Source organism: Pseudomonas sp. PDM19, assembly GCF_014852215.1.
GTDB lineage: Bacteria > Pseudomonadota > Gammaproteobacteria > Pseudomonadales > Pseudomonadaceae > Pseudomonas.
Map to the genome: position 1 here is coordinate 1309112 of NZ_JACVBG010000002.1, position 15421 is coordinate 1324532.

At 64.9% G+C, this 15421-nt stretch carries 13 protein-coding genes; 5 read left to right on the plus strand and 8 right to left on the minus strand.

Going from position 1 to position 15421, the window contains the following annotated elements:
* Window positions 1-10 precede the first annotated feature (10 nt).
* A complete protein-coding gene (gene dusA / locus IB273_RS14505) occupies window positions 11-1015 on the minus strand; it encodes a tRNA dihydrouridine(20/20a) synthase DusA (RefSeq protein ID WP_192224342.1) in 1005 nt (334 codons plus the stop codon).
* 191 nt (window positions 1016-1206) lie between these two features.
* Between dusA and IB273_RS14510 the strand changes: the two genes are divergently transcribed.
* Together IB273_RS14510 and IB273_RS14515 are read left to right on the plus strand one after the other, a co-directional pair.
* Window positions 1207-1548 (plus strand): hypothetical protein, encoded by a 342-nt coding sequence (locus tag IB273_RS14510; RefSeq protein WP_151187677.1) that lies wholly within the window; start codon window positions 1207-1209, stop codon window positions 1546-1548.
* Window positions 1549-2038: 490 nt separating this feature from the next.
* Entirely contained in the window at window positions 2039-3256 is a 1218-nt protein-coding gene (locus tag IB273_RS14515; protein ID WP_412548082.1) for a methyl-accepting chemotaxis protein, read from the plus strand.
* Between the two features lie 90 nt (window positions 3257-3346).
* On the opposite strand, the gene IB273_RS14520 is transcribed toward IB273_RS14515, so the two are convergent.
* The 5 genes from IB273_RS14520 to puuE all read right to left on the minus strand — a co-directional run bounded on the left by IB273_RS14520 (window position 3347) and on the right by puuE (window position 8515).
* Window positions 3347-4693 (minus strand): nucleobase:cation symporter-2 family protein, encoded by a 1347-nt coding sequence (locus IB273_RS14520; protein WP_081518591.1) that lies wholly within the window; start codon window positions 4691-4693, stop codon window positions 3347-3349.
* Between the two features lie 398 nt (window positions 4694-5091).
* Window positions 5092-6426, minus strand: a complete 1335-nt coding sequence (locus IB273_RS14525) for a urate hydroxylase PuuD (protein ID WP_081518590.1) — start codon at window positions 6424-6426, stop codon at window positions 5092-5094.
* A 53-nt stretch (window positions 6427-6479) separates the two neighbouring features.
* Complete coding sequence (locus IB273_RS14530; RefSeq protein ID WP_017517520.1) at window positions 6480-6986, minus strand: ureidoglycolate lyase; 507 nt, start codon at window positions 6984-6986, stop codon at window positions 6480-6482.
* Between the two features lie 81 nt (window positions 6987-7067).
* On the minus strand, window positions 7068-7583 hold the full coding sequence (gene uraD, locus IB273_RS14535) for a 2-oxo-4-hydroxy-4-carboxy-5-ureidoimidazoline decarboxylase (RefSeq protein WP_192224344.1): 516 nt from the start codon (window positions 7581-7583) through the stop codon (window positions 7068-7070).
* Complete coding sequence (gene puuE / locus IB273_RS14540) at window positions 7580-8515, minus strand: allantoinase PuuE (RefSeq protein WP_081518588.1); 936 nt, start codon at window positions 8513-8515, stop codon at window positions 7580-7582. The genes uraD and puuE overlap by 4 nt, the downstream gene beginning before the upstream one ends.
* A 409-nt stretch (window positions 8516-8924) precedes the next feature.
* Here puuE and uraH point away from each other — a divergent pair, with 409 nt between their 5' ends.
* Window positions 8925-9278 (plus strand): hydroxyisourate hydrolase, encoded by a 354-nt coding sequence (uraH, locus tag IB273_RS14545; RefSeq protein WP_081518587.1) that lies wholly within the window; start codon window positions 8925-8927, stop codon window positions 9276-9278.
* Between the two features lie 167 nt (window positions 9279-9445).
* Window positions 9446-11242: an ATP-binding protein gene (locus IB273_RS14550; RefSeq protein ID WP_151187672.1), complete on the plus strand. Its 1797-nt coding sequence runs from the start codon at window positions 9446-9448 to the stop codon at window positions 11240-11242.
* Between the two features lie 106 nt (window positions 11243-11348).
* Here IB273_RS14550 and IB273_RS14555 read toward each other — a convergent pair whose 3' ends face one another.
* Window positions 11349-12695: an NCS2 family permease gene (locus tag IB273_RS14555; protein WP_151187671.1), complete on the minus strand. Its 1347-nt coding sequence runs from the start codon at window positions 12693-12695 to the stop codon at window positions 11349-11351.
* 395 nt (window positions 12696-13090) lie between these two features.
* On the opposite strand from IB273_RS14555, the gene IB273_RS14560 reads away from it, so the two are divergent.
* On the plus strand, window positions 13091-13867 hold the full coding sequence (locus tag IB273_RS14560; protein WP_017517526.1) for a GntR family transcriptional regulator: 777 nt from the start codon (window positions 13091-13093) through the stop codon (window positions 13865-13867).
* Between the two features lie 101 nt (window positions 13868-13968).
* Here IB273_RS14560 and IB273_RS14565 read toward each other — a convergent pair whose 3' ends face one another.
* Complete coding sequence (locus tag IB273_RS14565; protein WP_192224525.1) at window positions 13969-15417, minus strand: efflux transporter outer membrane subunit; 1449 nt, start codon at window positions 15415-15417, stop codon at window positions 13969-13971.
* Between the last annotated feature and the right edge of the window lie 4 nt (window positions 15418-15421).

Consider the following 15421-nt stretch of genomic DNA (forward strand, 5'->3'; position numbering starts at 1 on the left):
TCAACGGGACTCAGTGACCGGCGAGAAGTTCTCCTGCCTGATCGAGCAGTCCGAGGGAATCCTTGGTCTTGTGAACGTCCACCGAGAGCAACTGGCGGAAGCGTCGCGCCCCTGGGAATCCCTGGGCCAGGCCGAGCACGTGGCGGGTTATGTGGTGCATGGCGCCACCCTCGGCGATGTGCCGCTCGATGTACGGACGCATCCGCGCCAGGGCCTCGGCGCGGGTGATGGCCGGTTCCTCGGACCCGTACAGCGCGGCGTCCACCTGGGCCAGCAGGTAGGGGTTGTGGTACGCCTCGCGGCCGAGCATCACGCCGTCGAACACCTGCAGGTGCTCGCGGCATTCCTCCAGGGTCTTGATGCCGCCGTTGAGGACGATCTCCAACTCTGCGAAGTCGCGCTTGAGCTGCGCGGCGATGTCGTAGCGCAGCGGCGGGATTTCGCGGTTTTCCTTGGGCGACAGGCCTTCGAGGATGGCGATGCGCGCATGCACGGTGAAGCTGCGGCAGCCGGCGTCGCGCACCTGGCCGACGAAGTCGCAGAGCTCTTCATAGCTGTCACGACCGTTGATGCCGATGCGGTGCTTGACCGTCACCGGGATCGATACCGCGTCACGCATGGCCTTCACGCAATCCGCTACCAGGGCCGGATGGCCCATCAGGCAGGCCCCGATCATGTTGTTCTGCACGCGGTCGCTGGGGCAGCCGACGTTCAGGTTCACCTCGTCGTAGCCCGCTTCCTCGGCCAGTTTCGCCGCGGCCGCCAGGTCCGCCGGGTTGCTGCCGCCCAGTTGCAGCGCCAGCGGGTGCTCGCATTCGTCGTGGCGCAGGAAGCGCGCGGCATCACCGTGCAGCACGGCGCCGGTGGTGACCATCTCCGTGTAGAGCAGCGCGTGGCTGGAAAGCTGGCGCAGGAAGTACCGGCAGTGTCGGTCAGTCCAATCCATCATCGGTGCCACGGAGAAGCGGCGGGAAGGCTCGGGGCGGGAGGTGGCGGTCGGTGCGGCAGTGGTCATGGTTACGTCGAATCTGGCTTCGCAAGGGGCGCGAAATCGCTCGCGCCGACGGAAAGGGCAAAGATTTTACCGGGGTTGCCGGCGCCGCGCACGGAAACCGGCAGGCGGTCTGCCGTCGGCTTGACCTGGTCGGGCGGTCCGCATCGATACAACTGCTACCCTCTGGGTTCCTGACAGAAGGATCTCACTCGATGAAACCCCTATTGTTGACGCTGCCGCTGATCCTGCTGGCCGCCTGTTCCTCGCCGGGCAAGCTTAAGGAGGAGGCGCCGGCATTGCGGCTCGAGAGCGGCAAGTCGCCCTCGGTCTACATGACCTGCCTGCTGCCAAAATGGCAGGCTATACGCCCTTCGGCGGCGGTGAAGGAAATCCGTTTCGGCTATCGGCTGCTGGCGCCGGCCGCCTCGGGTGATACCGCCGAAGTGCTGCTGGAGACGACGGCGGCGGACAAGGGCAGTGATGTCGTGCTCTATCGACGCAGTGTGCCGAGCCCGGACGATGCGATCACCCTGGCAGCGCGCAGCTGCCTGTAGCGACTCAAGCAGCGCCTCGTCTACCACTAAGGAACGATAGCCGCCGGGTGCAGCAGGCGGCCTAATGGCTCTGACAAGAATAATCGGGTTCCCCGGCAGCGTGCCCGCGCTGCGCAGCGGCAGGGCCCGCCAGAAGAGAGCTGTTGCCATGGATATCGCGCGTCCGCGTATCGTCCTCATCCTTACCCTGCAGACTTGCGGCCTGGTGCTGCTGTTCATCGCCCAGGCGCTGGGCGGCTGGCCGTTGTCTGTGTGCCTGCTGCTTGCCGCGATACTGCTCTGGGGGCCGTGGTTCGTCCCCGAGCGGGCGGCACCTGCTGGCGCGCTGGCGGTGCTGCCGGACGTCGCCGAGTTGACCCGCGAGCTGTCCCAGGGCACCAGTCGCAATGCTTTGTCCGCCGCCGGCGTGTCCTTCTCGGTGCAGCGGCTGGTGGAAAAGCTGGAATCCCAGGTGGTGGCCGCCGAGCAGATCGTCGGTAGCGCCGAAGTGATGATCCACACCGAGCGGGCTACCTCGAGTCTCGCGCGCCAGGCGAAGGAGGCCGCCACGCTCGCTCGTGCTGGCAGTGATAGCGGGCGCAGCGAACTGCAGGCGGCCATCGACTGCATGCGCCAACTGAGCCAGCGCGCCAGTGCCAGCCGTGCGCTGATCGAGACCCTGAATGCGCGCAGCGAGGATATCCAGCGCGTCACCCAGGTGATCCAGTCCATCGCCAGCCAGACCAACCTGCTGGCCCTCAACGCGGCCATCGAGGCGGCGCGGGCAGGGGAGCACGGCCGTGGCTTCGCCGTGGTGGCCGAGGAAGTTCGTGGGCTCGCCGGGCGCACCGCCGAGGCTACCGACGAGGTGGGGCAGATGATCGAGGATATCCAGCGCCAGACCGGCGAGGTGGTGGAGCAGATTCGCCAGCTTACCGATGACCTGGGCCTGGGCGTCAGTCAGGTGGAGAGCACCGGCCGCCAGTTGCAGGATATCGCCGGGTTGGCCGCCACCGTGGAAACCCAGATCACCGAGATCGCCGAGGGTGCGGAGATCAACCGCAACCAGCTGGACAGCCTGTTCGCCGCCGTCGAGCAGGTGCGCGGCGACCTGCGCGCCAGCGACGAGCAGACCCACCGTCTGGCCGATGCCGCGATGCAGCTGGAAAGCCAGGCGGAGACCATCAGCGAGCGTCTCGCCGAGGTGGCACTGGATGACTATCACCAGCGCGCCTACGACCTCGCCCGTGCTGGCGCCCAGGCCATCGGCGCGAAGTTCGAGACGGATATGGAGAACGGCCGGATCGGCTTCGATGACCTGTTCGACCGTGACTATCAGCCGATGCCCGGCACCCGTCCGCAGAAGTTCCGCACGCGCTTCGACCGCTACACCGACGAGGTGCTGCCGCGCATCCAGGAAGACCTGCTGCAACGCCACGAAGGGCTGGTGTTCGCCATCGCCTGTACCGCCGAGGGTTATGTGCCGACCCACAACCAGGCGTTCAGCCATCCGCCGAGCGGCGACCTGCAGATGGACATGCTCAAGAGCCGCAGCAAGCGCCTGTTCAACGACCGTACCGGCGTGCGCTGCGGCAGCCACAACCAACCGATGCTGCTACAGACCTACTGCCGCGATACCGGCGAGCTGATGCATGACCTGTCTGTGCCGATTTACGTGCGCGGGCGCCAATGGGGTGGGTTGCGTCTGGGTTACCGGCCGGAGGCCTGAGACCCAAAGCCGAATCGCAGGCGAAAAAAAGCCGCGAAGGAGTTGGACGCGGCTTGGTGCGGGCGTCCGGGAGACGTCCGCGAAAGGGACTCAGTGATGCCCGCAGAGGGCGTCGCGGCCTTGTTCGCCGAGGATGTTGAAGAGGATGTTCAGCACAACGGCCCAGATCGCGGTCATCGCGATGCCGCTGTGGGTGATCGGCTCCATCCACTGGGGCAGGGCGGCGAAGAAGTCCGGGCGCACCACCGGCACCATTCCCATGCCAATGCTCACCGCCACCAGCAGCTGGTTGCGGCGGTCGACGATGTCCGCTTCGTGGAGGATACGGATGCCGCTCGCCGCTACCATGCCGAACATGGCGATACCGGCACCGCCCAGCACCGCCGGCGGGATCGAGGCGACCAGGAAGGCGGCCTTGGGCAGCAGCGACAGGGCGATCAGGAACAGCGCGGCGGCGGCGGTGACATAGCGGCTGCGCACGCCGGTCATCTGCACCAGGCCGATGTTCTGGGCGAACGAGGAATGGGTGAAGGTGTTCATGAAGCCGGCGATGAACGATGCGCCGGCGTCGCACAGCAGGCCGCGGCGCAGGCGGTTGGGGCAGATTTCGGTCTCGGTGATCTTGCCCAGCGCGAGGAACATGCCGGTGGACTCGACGAAGATGATCACCACCACCAGGCACATGGACAGCACCGGGGCGAGGTGGAACTCCGGCGTGCCGAAATGCAGCGGAGTGACCACGTCGAACCACGGGCGCTGCTCGATGCCGTCCAGGCTGACCATGCCCATGCTGGCGCCGATGATGTAGCCCAGCAGCATGCCGATCAGCACAGAGACGTTGACCCAGAAGCCCTTCATGAAGCGGTTGATCAGCAGGATCACCGCCAGCACGAAGGACGACAGGGCGAGGTATTCGATGGCGCCGAAATTGGCGGCTGCCTTGCCGCCACCGGCCCAGTTGATCGCCACCGGGAACAGGCACATGCCGATGGAGGTGATCACGGTGCCGGTCACCAGGGGCGGGAAGAAGCGCACGATGCGGCTCATGAACGGCGCGATGACCATGCCGAAGAACCCCGCGGCGATGGTGGCGCCGAAGATGCCGGTCATGCCCACGCCGGGCATCCCGGCCATGGCCACCATGCTGCCGACGGCGGCGAAGCTGGCGCCCATCATCACCGGCATGCGGATGCCCACCGGGCCGATGCCGAGCGATTGCACGAGCGTGGCGATGCCGGCGACCAGCAGGTCGGCGTTGATCAGGAAGGCGATTTCTTCGCGGGAGAGACCGGCGGCCTGGCCGACGATCAGCGGGACGGCGACGGCGCCGCCATACATCAGGAGAACGTGCTGGAAGCCGACCAGCAGCAGTTGCAGCAAGGGCAAACGCTGGTCGACGGGCGAGCCGGTATGGGAGCGCTCAGTTACCACGGACATGCAACACCTCGGTTTTTATTGTTGTCAGTCGCTGGTTGCCGGACGGGCACGACAACCGGGAAGTACTGGCCGATCTCACCCCCGGGGCCGAGCGGGTGAAGCGGTGCGGGACTTTATAAACGCGATGTGTATTACGTTCAATCGATTTTTGTATACAACTCGTCGGTCACGTTTTGTCTCCATGGTGCTGCATGGCTCTAGGCCGCATGTTTCCTGGCTTCGGTAATTCTGTAGCCATTGGTCGAGTGGACTACATTTTTTGTTTCAGCAGTCGGCCCAACCTGTAGGAGCGCCATGCGGGCGATCGCGGGCATGGCCCGCTCCTGCAGGGAAATGCCGATCTGCGGGCATAAAAAAACCGCACCCGAAGGTGCGGTTTCTCTGGCCGTGCCGCAGGCTCAATTAACCTGGGCGCCCCTGGAGATCCAGTCTCCGACGAGCTTGCGCTCTTCCGGGGTCATCTGGGTGATGTTGCCCAGCGGCATCACCTGCGAGGCCACGGCCTGCGCCTGGATGCGCGGTGCGAGCTGCTGGATCTGCTGCGGGGTGTCGAACATCACGCCAGCCGGCGCGGTGCTGAACAGGTTGCTGGTCGGCTTGGCCGAGTGGCACACGGCGCAGCGTTCCTGGATGACGTGGTGAACCTTGTCGAAGCCTTCGGTCGAGCCGGCAGTGGACGCCTGGGCTGGAGCAGCCTGGGCCTGCTGGGCAGCGGCAGCCTTGGCGGCTTCCTCGTCCTTGGCGCGCTCGGCCGGGGTCTTGCCGCCGATGGCGGTTTCCGGCAGCGGCTGGTACTCCACTTTCGCCGGCTGGGCGCTGGCAGTGTTATCGCTGCTGGGGAGGTTCGGGCCGGTGACGAAGGCCAGGGCGATCATGCCGACGGCGCCGGCGGGCAGGGCCCAGGCCATGCCGTTGCCATTGTGGCGGGTGTTGAAGTAGTGACGCACGATCACCGCCAGCGCCGCGATGCAGGTCAGGATCAGCCAGTTGTAGTGGCTGCCGTAAGTGCTCGGGAAGTGGTTGCTGATCATGATGAACAGCACCGGCAGGGTGAAGTAGTTGTTGTGGCGCGAACGCAGCAGGCCTTTGGCCGGCAGTACCGGGTCGGGCTCGCGGCCTTCCTCGATGGCCTTAACCAGCGCGCGCTGGGCCGGCATGATCACGCGGAACACGTTGCCCACCATGATGGTGCCGATGATGGCGCCCACATGCAGGTACGCACCGCGACCGCTGAACACCTGGCTGAGCAGGTAGGCGGCGAGGACCAGCAGGCCGAACAGGATGGCGCCGAGCAGGGCGGGTTTCTTGCCCAGCGGGGAGTCGCACAGGGTGCTGTAGACGAACCAGCCGGCGATCAGCGAGCCGATGCCAATAGCCACGGCGGCGGCCGGAGCGAGGTCGCTGCCCGGAGCGATCAGGTACAGGGTCGGGTTCAGGTAGAACACGATGGTCAGCAGGCAGACACCCGACATCCAGGTGGAGTAGGCCTCCCATTTGAACCAGTGCAGATTGTCCGGCATTTTCGGCGGGGCGAGCTTGTACTTCTCCAGGTGGTAGATGCCGCCACCATGGATCGCCCATAGGTCACCGGAAAGCCCCTCGCGCGGGTTGGCGCGGTTGAGGTTGTTTTCCAGCCAGACGAAGTAGAACGAGGCGCCGATCCACGCGATACCCACGATCATGTGGATCCAGCGGACCAGCAGGTTCAGCCATTCGATGAGATGTGCTTCCACAGTTTTTTACCTCTTGCCCGGGCATCGCCGTCGCGCTGCGCGGGCCTCTCTTATTAGTTCGCTTGGGGGTCGAGGAGGAGCTGTTCGTCCTCGGTGAAGAAATGCTCGTCGCAGTTGTTGCCAGAACCGCTGCGATCGACCACCAGGAAGTCATCCCGCTTTTCGATCGTCAGCACCGGGTGGTGCCAGACGCCGCGGTGGTAATTGACGCCCTGCTTGCCGTTGGACAGGAAAGCGCGGACGAGACCCGATACAGGTACATCGCCAACTGGCGCGACCACGATCAGAAATGGGTTGCCGAGCAGCGGAATGAACGCCTGGCTGCCCTGCGGGTGACGTTCCAGCATGCGGATGCGCAAGGGCATCTCCAGGGATTCGGCGCTGAAGATGCTGATGATCGCCTTGTCATCGGGCTGCGCCGTTTCGACGGTGGCGAGCTTGTGATAACGGCGGGTGGAACCGTTGTTGATCATGAAGAAGTCACTGCCTTCAGTTTCGATGACATCACCGAACGGTGCGAAGGCTTCCTTGGTCAACGGCTCGATCTTCAGGGTACGCATGGCTGGTCTTCTTTTTCGTTGTTCGCATTGGCCCCTTCACCTTGAATGCATCGCTGGGAAGGGGAGTGAAGGTCCGCTCGCTCAGAGTTGCTGCAGGCGGAACATCGCGATCTTGTTGATCTCCGCCAGGGCAGTCTGGAACTCCTGCTCCGGCGTGTTGTGGATGCGCTCTTCGAACGCAGCGAGAATCTGGTGACGGTTGCTGCCCTTCACGGCCTTGATGAAGGGGAAGCCGAACCTGGCCTTGTAGGCGTCGTTGAGTTCGGTGAAGCGGGCGAACTCCTCGGCGGTGCAGTCCTGGATGCCGGCGCCGGCCTGTTCGGCGGTGCTGGAGGCAGTCAGTTCGCCACGCACGGCGGCCTTGCCGGCGAGGTCCGGGTGCGCGTTGATCAGCGCCAGCTGCGCTTCGTGGCTCGCGGACAGGAGGATGTCGGCCATGCGCTGCTGCAGCAGTTCGATGTCGTTCAGGCTTTCGTCGACGCCCAGGTCATAGGCTTTCTCGGCGACCCACGGGGAGTGCTCGTAGATGTCGGCGAAGGTGGCGACGAACGCGGCGCGGTCGAGGCTGGCCGGGGTCAGGGTCTGGAAGCGGCTCATGCCTGGTTCTCCTGCGCTTTGTACGGGTGGTTCTCGTGCCAGTGCTTGGCGATGTCGACGCGACGTGTGATCCACACCTTCTCGTGACCCTTAACGTACTGGATGAAGCGCTCCAGCGAGGCCATACGCGCCGGACGGCCCAGCAGGCGGCAGTGCATGCCGATGGAGAGCATCTTCGGCGCGCCCTCGGCACCCTCGGCGTAGAGCACGTCGAAGGCGTCCTTGAGGTACTCGAAGAAGTCGTCGCCCTTGTTGAAGCCCTGCACCTGGGTGAAGCGCATGTCGTTGGTGTCCAGGGTGTAGGGGATCACCAGGTGCGGCTTCTCGGCGGTGCTCGCCGGGTCCCAGTAGGGCAGGTCGTCGTCGTAGGTGTCGGAGTCGTAGAGGAAGTTGCCGTCTTCGCGGACGATGCGCCGGGTATTCGGGCCCAGGCGGCCGGTGTACCAGCCCTGCGGCCGCTGGCCGGTCAGCTCGGTGAGGATGCGCACGGCCTCGAACATGTGCTCGCGCTCCTGCTCCGGGTCCATGTACTGGTAGTCGATCCAGCGGTAGCCGTGGCTGCAGATCTCGTGGCCGTCGGCGACCATCTGGCGGATCGCCTCGGGGTGGCGCTGGGCGGCCATGGCCACGGCGAACACGGTCAGCGGCAGGTCATACTTGCGGAACAGCTTGAGCAGGCGCCACACGCCAGCACGGCTGCCGTATTCGTACAGCGATTCCATGCACATATTGCGCTCGCCCTTGAGCGGCTGGGCAGCAACCATTTCGGAGAGGAAGGCTTCGGATTCGGCGTCGCCATGGAGGATGTTGCGTTCGCCGCCTTCTTCATAGTTGAGGACGAAGGACAGGGCGATGCGCGCATCGTTCGGCCAGTGCGGATGGGGGATGTTGTTGCCGTAACCGATCAGGTCGCGTGGGTAGTCAGCGCTCACTGCAGTGTTCCTTCTTGTGGTTGGCGGTCGGCGCCGGGTCGGTGGACTGTGCGCTGCCGTTGATGGGTGCATTGTATACAAAATGTGGAGCGGTCTGTAAATACAATCTGCGCAACGGTCGTTTCATTCCTTTCGCCAGCGTTCGACAGGGCGTAGATGCCGGGTGTGCCCTGTTCTGGCGCGCCCTGAGGCGGGTTTTCCAGCTGTCTGGCACCAGGGTGTCGGTTGGCGCTGCAGGGGCTTTTTGCAGGATTGAATCAGTTTTTTGTATACAATCAATTGTGCCGCTGGGTATATTCGCTTCACCAAACGCACCCGCGGGCCGCTTCGATGGCGACCCGCTCATTCGCATCAACAAGACAGAGGAGGAAGGTGTCGGCCGGCTCCGCCGCAGGACACCGTTAAGCCCATGGGACGCCTGACCACTCACGTACTGGATTCCGCCCACGGCTGCCCCGGCCATGGCATCAAGATCGAGCTGTTCCGCGTCGAAGGCCAGCAGCTGGAACTGATCGCCACCCGCGTGACCAACGACGATGGCCGCTGCGACGAGCCGCTGCTGCAGGGCGACGACTTCCGCGCCGGCGTTTACCAGCTGCTCTTCAACGCTGGCGACTATTACCGCGCCCGTGGCGTCGAGCTGCCCCAGCCGGCATTCCTCGACCAGGTCGTGCTGCGCTTTGGCATCGCCTCGGAAAGCGACCACTACCATGTGCCGCTGCTGATTTCCCCCTACAGCTATTCCACCTATCGCGGCAGCTAGTCCCCGCCCGTAGGTCTTCCCCCGGACTCTTCGTGGAGTCTTCCTCAGCCCGCCCACACTGCGGGCTTTTTTTTGCCTGTCGTACGCACTATTGCTGAGAACGTACGGGCGGGATGGGCACATTTGGACTAGAAGAAAGGAGGGAAAAATCCGTTTCGAGGAGTGGTATGAGCAGGATTCTGATCGTCGATGAACAACCGGTGACCCGTCACGCGCTGCGGCTGATGATGGAAGCGGATCGGCACGAGGTCGTCGGCGAGGCGGACAACGGGCCCGATGCACTGCACCAGGTGCGGGTATGCAAGCCGGACCTGATGATCCTAGAACTGTCGATTCCACGCCTGGGTGGGCTGGAGGTCCTGCAGCGCCTGGTGGCACAGGAATCCCCCGTCAAGGTGCTGGTGCTCACTTCACAGGACTCCGAGTACTTCGCCGGGCGCTGCCTGACTGCCGGCGCCGCCGGCTTCGTCAGCAAGCAGGAGAACCCCCAGGCAGTGCGCGAAGCGGTGCGGGCCATCGCCCAGGGGCACAGTTATTTCCCCAGCCACGCGCTGGGCAGTGTCAGCGCGGCAGAAGAGGCCGGGCATGGCGAACTGATCAAGGGACTGTCGGTCCGCGAACTCAGCGTCCTGCAGCTACTGGCGCGAGGCTTGAGCAACATCGCCATCGCCGACCAGCTGGCCATCAGCGACAAGACCGTGAGCACCTACAAGGTGCGGCTGATGCAGAAGCTGCACGCCAAGTCTCTGGTCGAGCTGATCGATATCGGTCGCCGACATGGATTGGTGGAGGGCGGTGCCAGGGAAGAACCTGTTAGCGCAATGCCCGAGCTGGACGAGGCGCAGCATCGCGAGCTGGGCCTGTTGCGCAAGTTCATGGAGTCCATTCCGTATCCGATCAGCCTGCGCGGGCTGGACGGTCGCATCCAGTACTGCAGTGATGCTTCGCTGGAAGCCTTGGGTAGAACACGCGAAGAGGTTATCGGCAGCACCTGGTCGGAGTTGGGCGTATTCGCCAGCACTGACGAGGCACGGCTGCTGCAGGAGCGCTTCCTCGCAGCGGTCGGCAAGGGTGAGAGCCTGGACTGGGATGTCGAATTCCAGGGCGCTCAGAGTCGTCAGGTGATTCACGTCTGGGCGAGGCCCTACCGGGACGAGCAGGACGCCCTGCTGGGTGTGTTGAGCGGTGTCGTCGATATCACCCACCAGGACAATGTGATTCGCGGACTGCGCAATGCCAACGCCCGGATTGGCACCATCAGTCGGGGCAAGGGGTTGTTCCTCGCGAGCATGGGCAGCGAGTTGCAGGGGCCGCTGCAGAATATCCTGGCGATGATCGGCATGGCGCTGAACCAGGATGATCCTGCGCGGCGCGTCGAGCCGTTACAGGTGGCGCGCAGCATGGCGGAGAACATGCTGCACATGCTGGACGACCTGAACCTGCTCAGCCGCGCAGACCTGGGGCGGCTCCAGCTGGCGCCGGAAGAGGTGGACCTGAAAGCACTCGCGCAGCGTCAGTTGGATATGCTGGCTGAGCCGGCGATGGCGAAAGGACTGTCGCTGGATGCGGATTTCAGTCTGGCCTTGCAGCCCCGGGTCTGGTGCGATCCGATGCGCCTGCGGCAGGTGCTGAACAACCTGCTCAGCAATGCGCTGAAATTCACCGATCATGGGGCCATCATTTTGCGGCTGCTCGCGCGCGGTAGCGGGGAGGGCATGGTGGAGGTCCAGCTGGATGTCATCGACACCGGCGTGGGCATTCCGCTGGAAGAGCAGGAAACCCTGTTCGAGCCCTTTACCACGCCGTTGAAGGGCGAGCGGGTGCGCCGTGGTGGCACTGGCTTGGGGCTGGCCCTGTCGCGCAGCCTGGTCGAGCTGATGGGAGGTGAACTGACCATGAGCAGCCGCCCTGGAGTCGGCACCGAGTTCAGCATCAGGCTGCTGTTGCCTGCTGTGGAAGGCTGAGCCAATACCGCCTCGCTCCGATCGGGATGGCCCACGGTCCCCCGCAGGGCGAAACAAAAAGGCCCCGGCAATCGCCGGGGCCTTTTTTATCGTGCGTAGCAGAGACTCAGAGGAAGATGAACTTGGCCACGAAGATCGCGCACAGCGCATACAGGCTGATGGTCACGTCCTTGTGGCGGCCGGTGAAGACCTTCATCGCCACGTAGGTCACGAAGCCCAGCGCGATGCCGTCGGCGACCGAGAAGGTCAGCGGCATCATGATCACGGTGACGATGGCCGGGATGGTCTCGGTGTGCTCGTTCCAGTCGATGTGGGCCATGCCGCCCATCATCAGCATGGCGACGTAGATCAGCGCGCCGGCGGTGGCGTAGGCGGGGATCATGCCGGCCAGCGGGGCGAAGAACATCGCGGCGACGAACAATACACCCACCACCACAGCGGTCAGGCCGGTGCGGCCACCGGCGGCGACGCCCGCAGCGCTTTCCACGTAGCTGGTCACCGGCGGCACGCCGAGCACCGCGCCGAAGGCGCTGGAGGTGCTGTCGGCTTTCATGGCTTTCGACAGGTTCTCGATGCGACCGTCTTCACGCACCAGATGCGCACGCTGGGCAACGCCCATCAGGGTGCCGGCGGTATCGAACATGTGCACGAAGAGGAAGGCCAGGATCACGCTGATCATGGTGACGTTGAACGCGCCGGAAATGTCCATCGCCATGAAGGTCGGCGCCAGGCTCGGAGGCATGGAGAACACGCCGCCGAACTGGACGATGCCCAGCGCGATGCCGGCCACGGTGACGGTGAGGATGCTGATCAGGATGCCGCCGAACACACGGCGGTATTCCAGCACGGCGATCATCAGGAAGCAGATCGCGGCGAGCAGCGGGCCGGGGCTGGTCAGGTCACCCAGGTGAACCAGGGTGGCGGGGCTGGCGACCACGATGCCGGCGGTCTTCAGGCCGATCAGCCCGAGGAACAGGCCGACGCCGGCGCCCATGGCGAAGCGCAGGCTGACCGGGATGCTGTTGAGCAGCCATTCGCGGATGCGCGAGAAGGTCAGGATCATGAAGGCGATGCCGGAGATGAACACCGCGCCCAGCGCGATCTCCCAGCTGTAGTTCATGGTCTTGACCACGGTGTAGGTGAAGAAGGCGTTGAGGCCCATGCCCGGCGCCAGGCCCACCGGCCAGTTGGCGTACAGGCCCATCAGGAAGCAACCGAGCGCCGCGGCAAGGCAAGTCGCGACGAAGGCGGCGCCGTGGTCGATGCCGGCGTCGGCCATGATGTTGGGGTTGACGAAGATGATGTACGCCATGGTGATGAAGGTCGTGAGACCTGCGGCGAGTTCGGTCTTCACGGTGGTGCCGTGCTGGCTGAGCTTGAACAGGCGTTCGAGCAGGCCGGTAGCAGGCGGGCTGGTTGCAAAGGCTTGTTGTTCTTGTTTGGTGCTTTCCACAGCGGTACTCCTCAACGCTCTTGTTGTTGGTCCCTTGCCGTCGGCTGGTTCACCTGCGTCCCTTGCGCTAACGGAAAGAGTTGTGAGGGTGTGAATGTTGACCTTTGGGTCAGGAAGTCACGCCGCGATTATGCAGTTGTGTACAAAAAGTTCAAATAATGTTTAGTGTCTTGCTGAAAGATTTTTACAAGCAAAGCGTCGGAATGGTCGCACGCTGACCTTCGCCAGGCTCCTGTGCCGCGCGGCCTTGGGGTTGATGGGGAGTCGCTCGTGACGGCTGCACGATAGTGGCCACTTTGTGTACACTGTGCCCCATGCCTGGCCCGCGGCCAGCTCCACTCATGCCCCCACGGATTTCGCGCCGGTTCAACCCGGCTGAGCAGGGTTCGACTCCGATGACCGACCAGTTGCAACAGATCAGGAAGCAGCCGCGCAATGGCAAGGCGCGCAGCGGCACTCAGGACGAGATCGTCTACGCGCACATCTTCGACGCCATCCTCGAACAGCGCCTGGCGCCCGGCACCAAGCTGAGCGAAGAGGCCCTCGGTGAAATCTTCGGCGTCAGCCGCACCATCATCCGTCGCGCCCTGTCGCGCCTGGCCCACGAACAGGTCGTGCTGCTGCGTCCGAACCGTGGCGCGGTGGTGGCCAGCCCGAGTATCGATGAAGCCCGGCAGATCCTCTTCGCCCGCCGCACCGTCGAGCGCGCGATCACCGAGCTGGCCGTGGACAACGCCAGCAGCGACACCCTCGCCGAGCTGCGCGACATGGTTAAGCAGGAGCAATCCAGCTTTGCCCGCGGCGACCGCGGCGCCGGCATCCGCCTCTCCGGCGAATTCCACCTGAAGCTCGCCGAGATGGCGAAGAATGCCCCGCTGGTGGTCTTCCAGCGCAGCCTGGTGTCGCAGACCTCGCTGATCATCGCCCAGTACGAAAGCGGCGGCCGCTCGCACTGCTCGTTCGACGAGCACAACGAGATCCTCGACGCCATCGAGAAGGGCGACAAGGAAAAGGCCGTGACCCTGATGATGCACCACATGGCGCACATCGACGACAAGCTGAACCTGGACGTGGACGGCGCCTCCGGCGACCTGCACGCGGTGTTCTCGCACCTGCTGGCCGGCAAGAAGAAGCCGCGCCGCAGCAAGGCCGACGCCGACTCGGCGGCCTGATCACCGAGCCAGAAAAAAGCCCCGCAGATGCGGGGCTTTTTCGTTTCCTGGGGGCTCCCCGCAGGAACGCCCGATGGGCGCAATCGCGGGCATGCCCGCTCCTACAGATTCCGCGCGCTTTCCTCCGACTGCTGCCAGCCACCGCCGAGGGACTTGTAGAGCAGCACCAGGGTGGTCGCCACCGCTTCGCGGCTGCGCACCTGTTGTTCCTCGGTGGCCAGCAGCTCGCGCTGGGCGCTGAGCACATTGAGGAAGTCCACCGCGCCGGCCTTGTATTGCTCACGGGCATTGGTCAGTGCGGTGCGGCCATGCTCGGCGGCCGTATCCAGGCTCGCCAGGCGACGCTGGTCGGCGGCGTAGTCGGTCAGTGCGTCGTCCACTTCCCGCCAGGCGTTGAGCACGGTGCGGCGGTAGGCGATGGCCGATTCCTGCTGCTGCGCCTCGCGCAGGGCGAGCATGCCCTTCAGGCGACCGCCCTCGAAGACCGGCAGCGACAGGCTCGGGCCGATGCCGAAGATGCGGCTGTTCCAGTCGCCGAAATTCGACAGTTGCAGCGCCTGGAAGCCGAAGCTGCCGTTGAGGCTGATGCGCGGGTAGAAGTCCGCCTTGGCCACGCCGATGCTGGCGGTGGCGGCATGCAGCGCGGCTTCGGCGCGGCGGATGTCCGGGCGTCGTTGGGCCAGTTCCGACGGCAGGCCGACCGGTACTCCACGCGGCGGTTGCGGCACCGGTTTGGCCTGGGCGAGTTCCGCCTGTAGCGCACCGGGCGCTTCGCCGAGTAGGTAGCCCAGGGCGTTGATCAGTCGCGCCTGGCGCTTCTGGCTATCGGGCAGGCGCGCTTCGATGCTGGAGACCTGGGTCAACGCTTCTGCCACGTCGAGTTCGGTGGCGACGCCATCGGCGCGGCGCAGGCGGGTCAGCTCCAGGCTGCGCTGGGCAATCTCCAGGTTGCCGCGGATGATCGCTTCCAGGTCCTGTTCGGCGCGCAGTTGCAGGTAGTTGCGTGCTGTCTCGGCAAGCACCGAGACCAGCACGTCGCGACGGCTTTCCTCGCTGGCCTGGACGTTGGCGTCGGCGGCTTCCAGCTCGCGGCGCACACGGCCCCAGAAGTCCAGCTCCCAGGACAGGTCGAAGCCACCGTCGAGTTGGTTGAAGTTGTCCTTGCCGGCTTTGCCGGACGGGTCGCTCAGGCCGGCCTCGCTGTTGCGCTTGCGCTGGTAGCCCAGGTCCGCGCCGACGTTGGGCACGGCATCGCCGCCCAGTGCCTGGCGGATCGCCCGGCTCTGCTGCAGGCGCGCGTCGGCTTCGCGCAGGTCGAGGTTGGCATCCGCCACGCGGTGTTGCAGGTCGTTGAGCTGCGGGTCGCCCAGCAGCGTCCACCACTGCGCTTCCAGCGGCGCATCGAGAGTCTGGCTCGGTGCGTCGCCGCGCCGGGCGGACCAGTCCACCGCGTCGGCATCGTCCGGGCGCTGGAAGTCCGGGCCGACGCTGCAGGCGCTGAGCGCTAGCAGGGCGATGCTCCCTAGCACCAGGAGCGGGGACGTGCGCATGGCG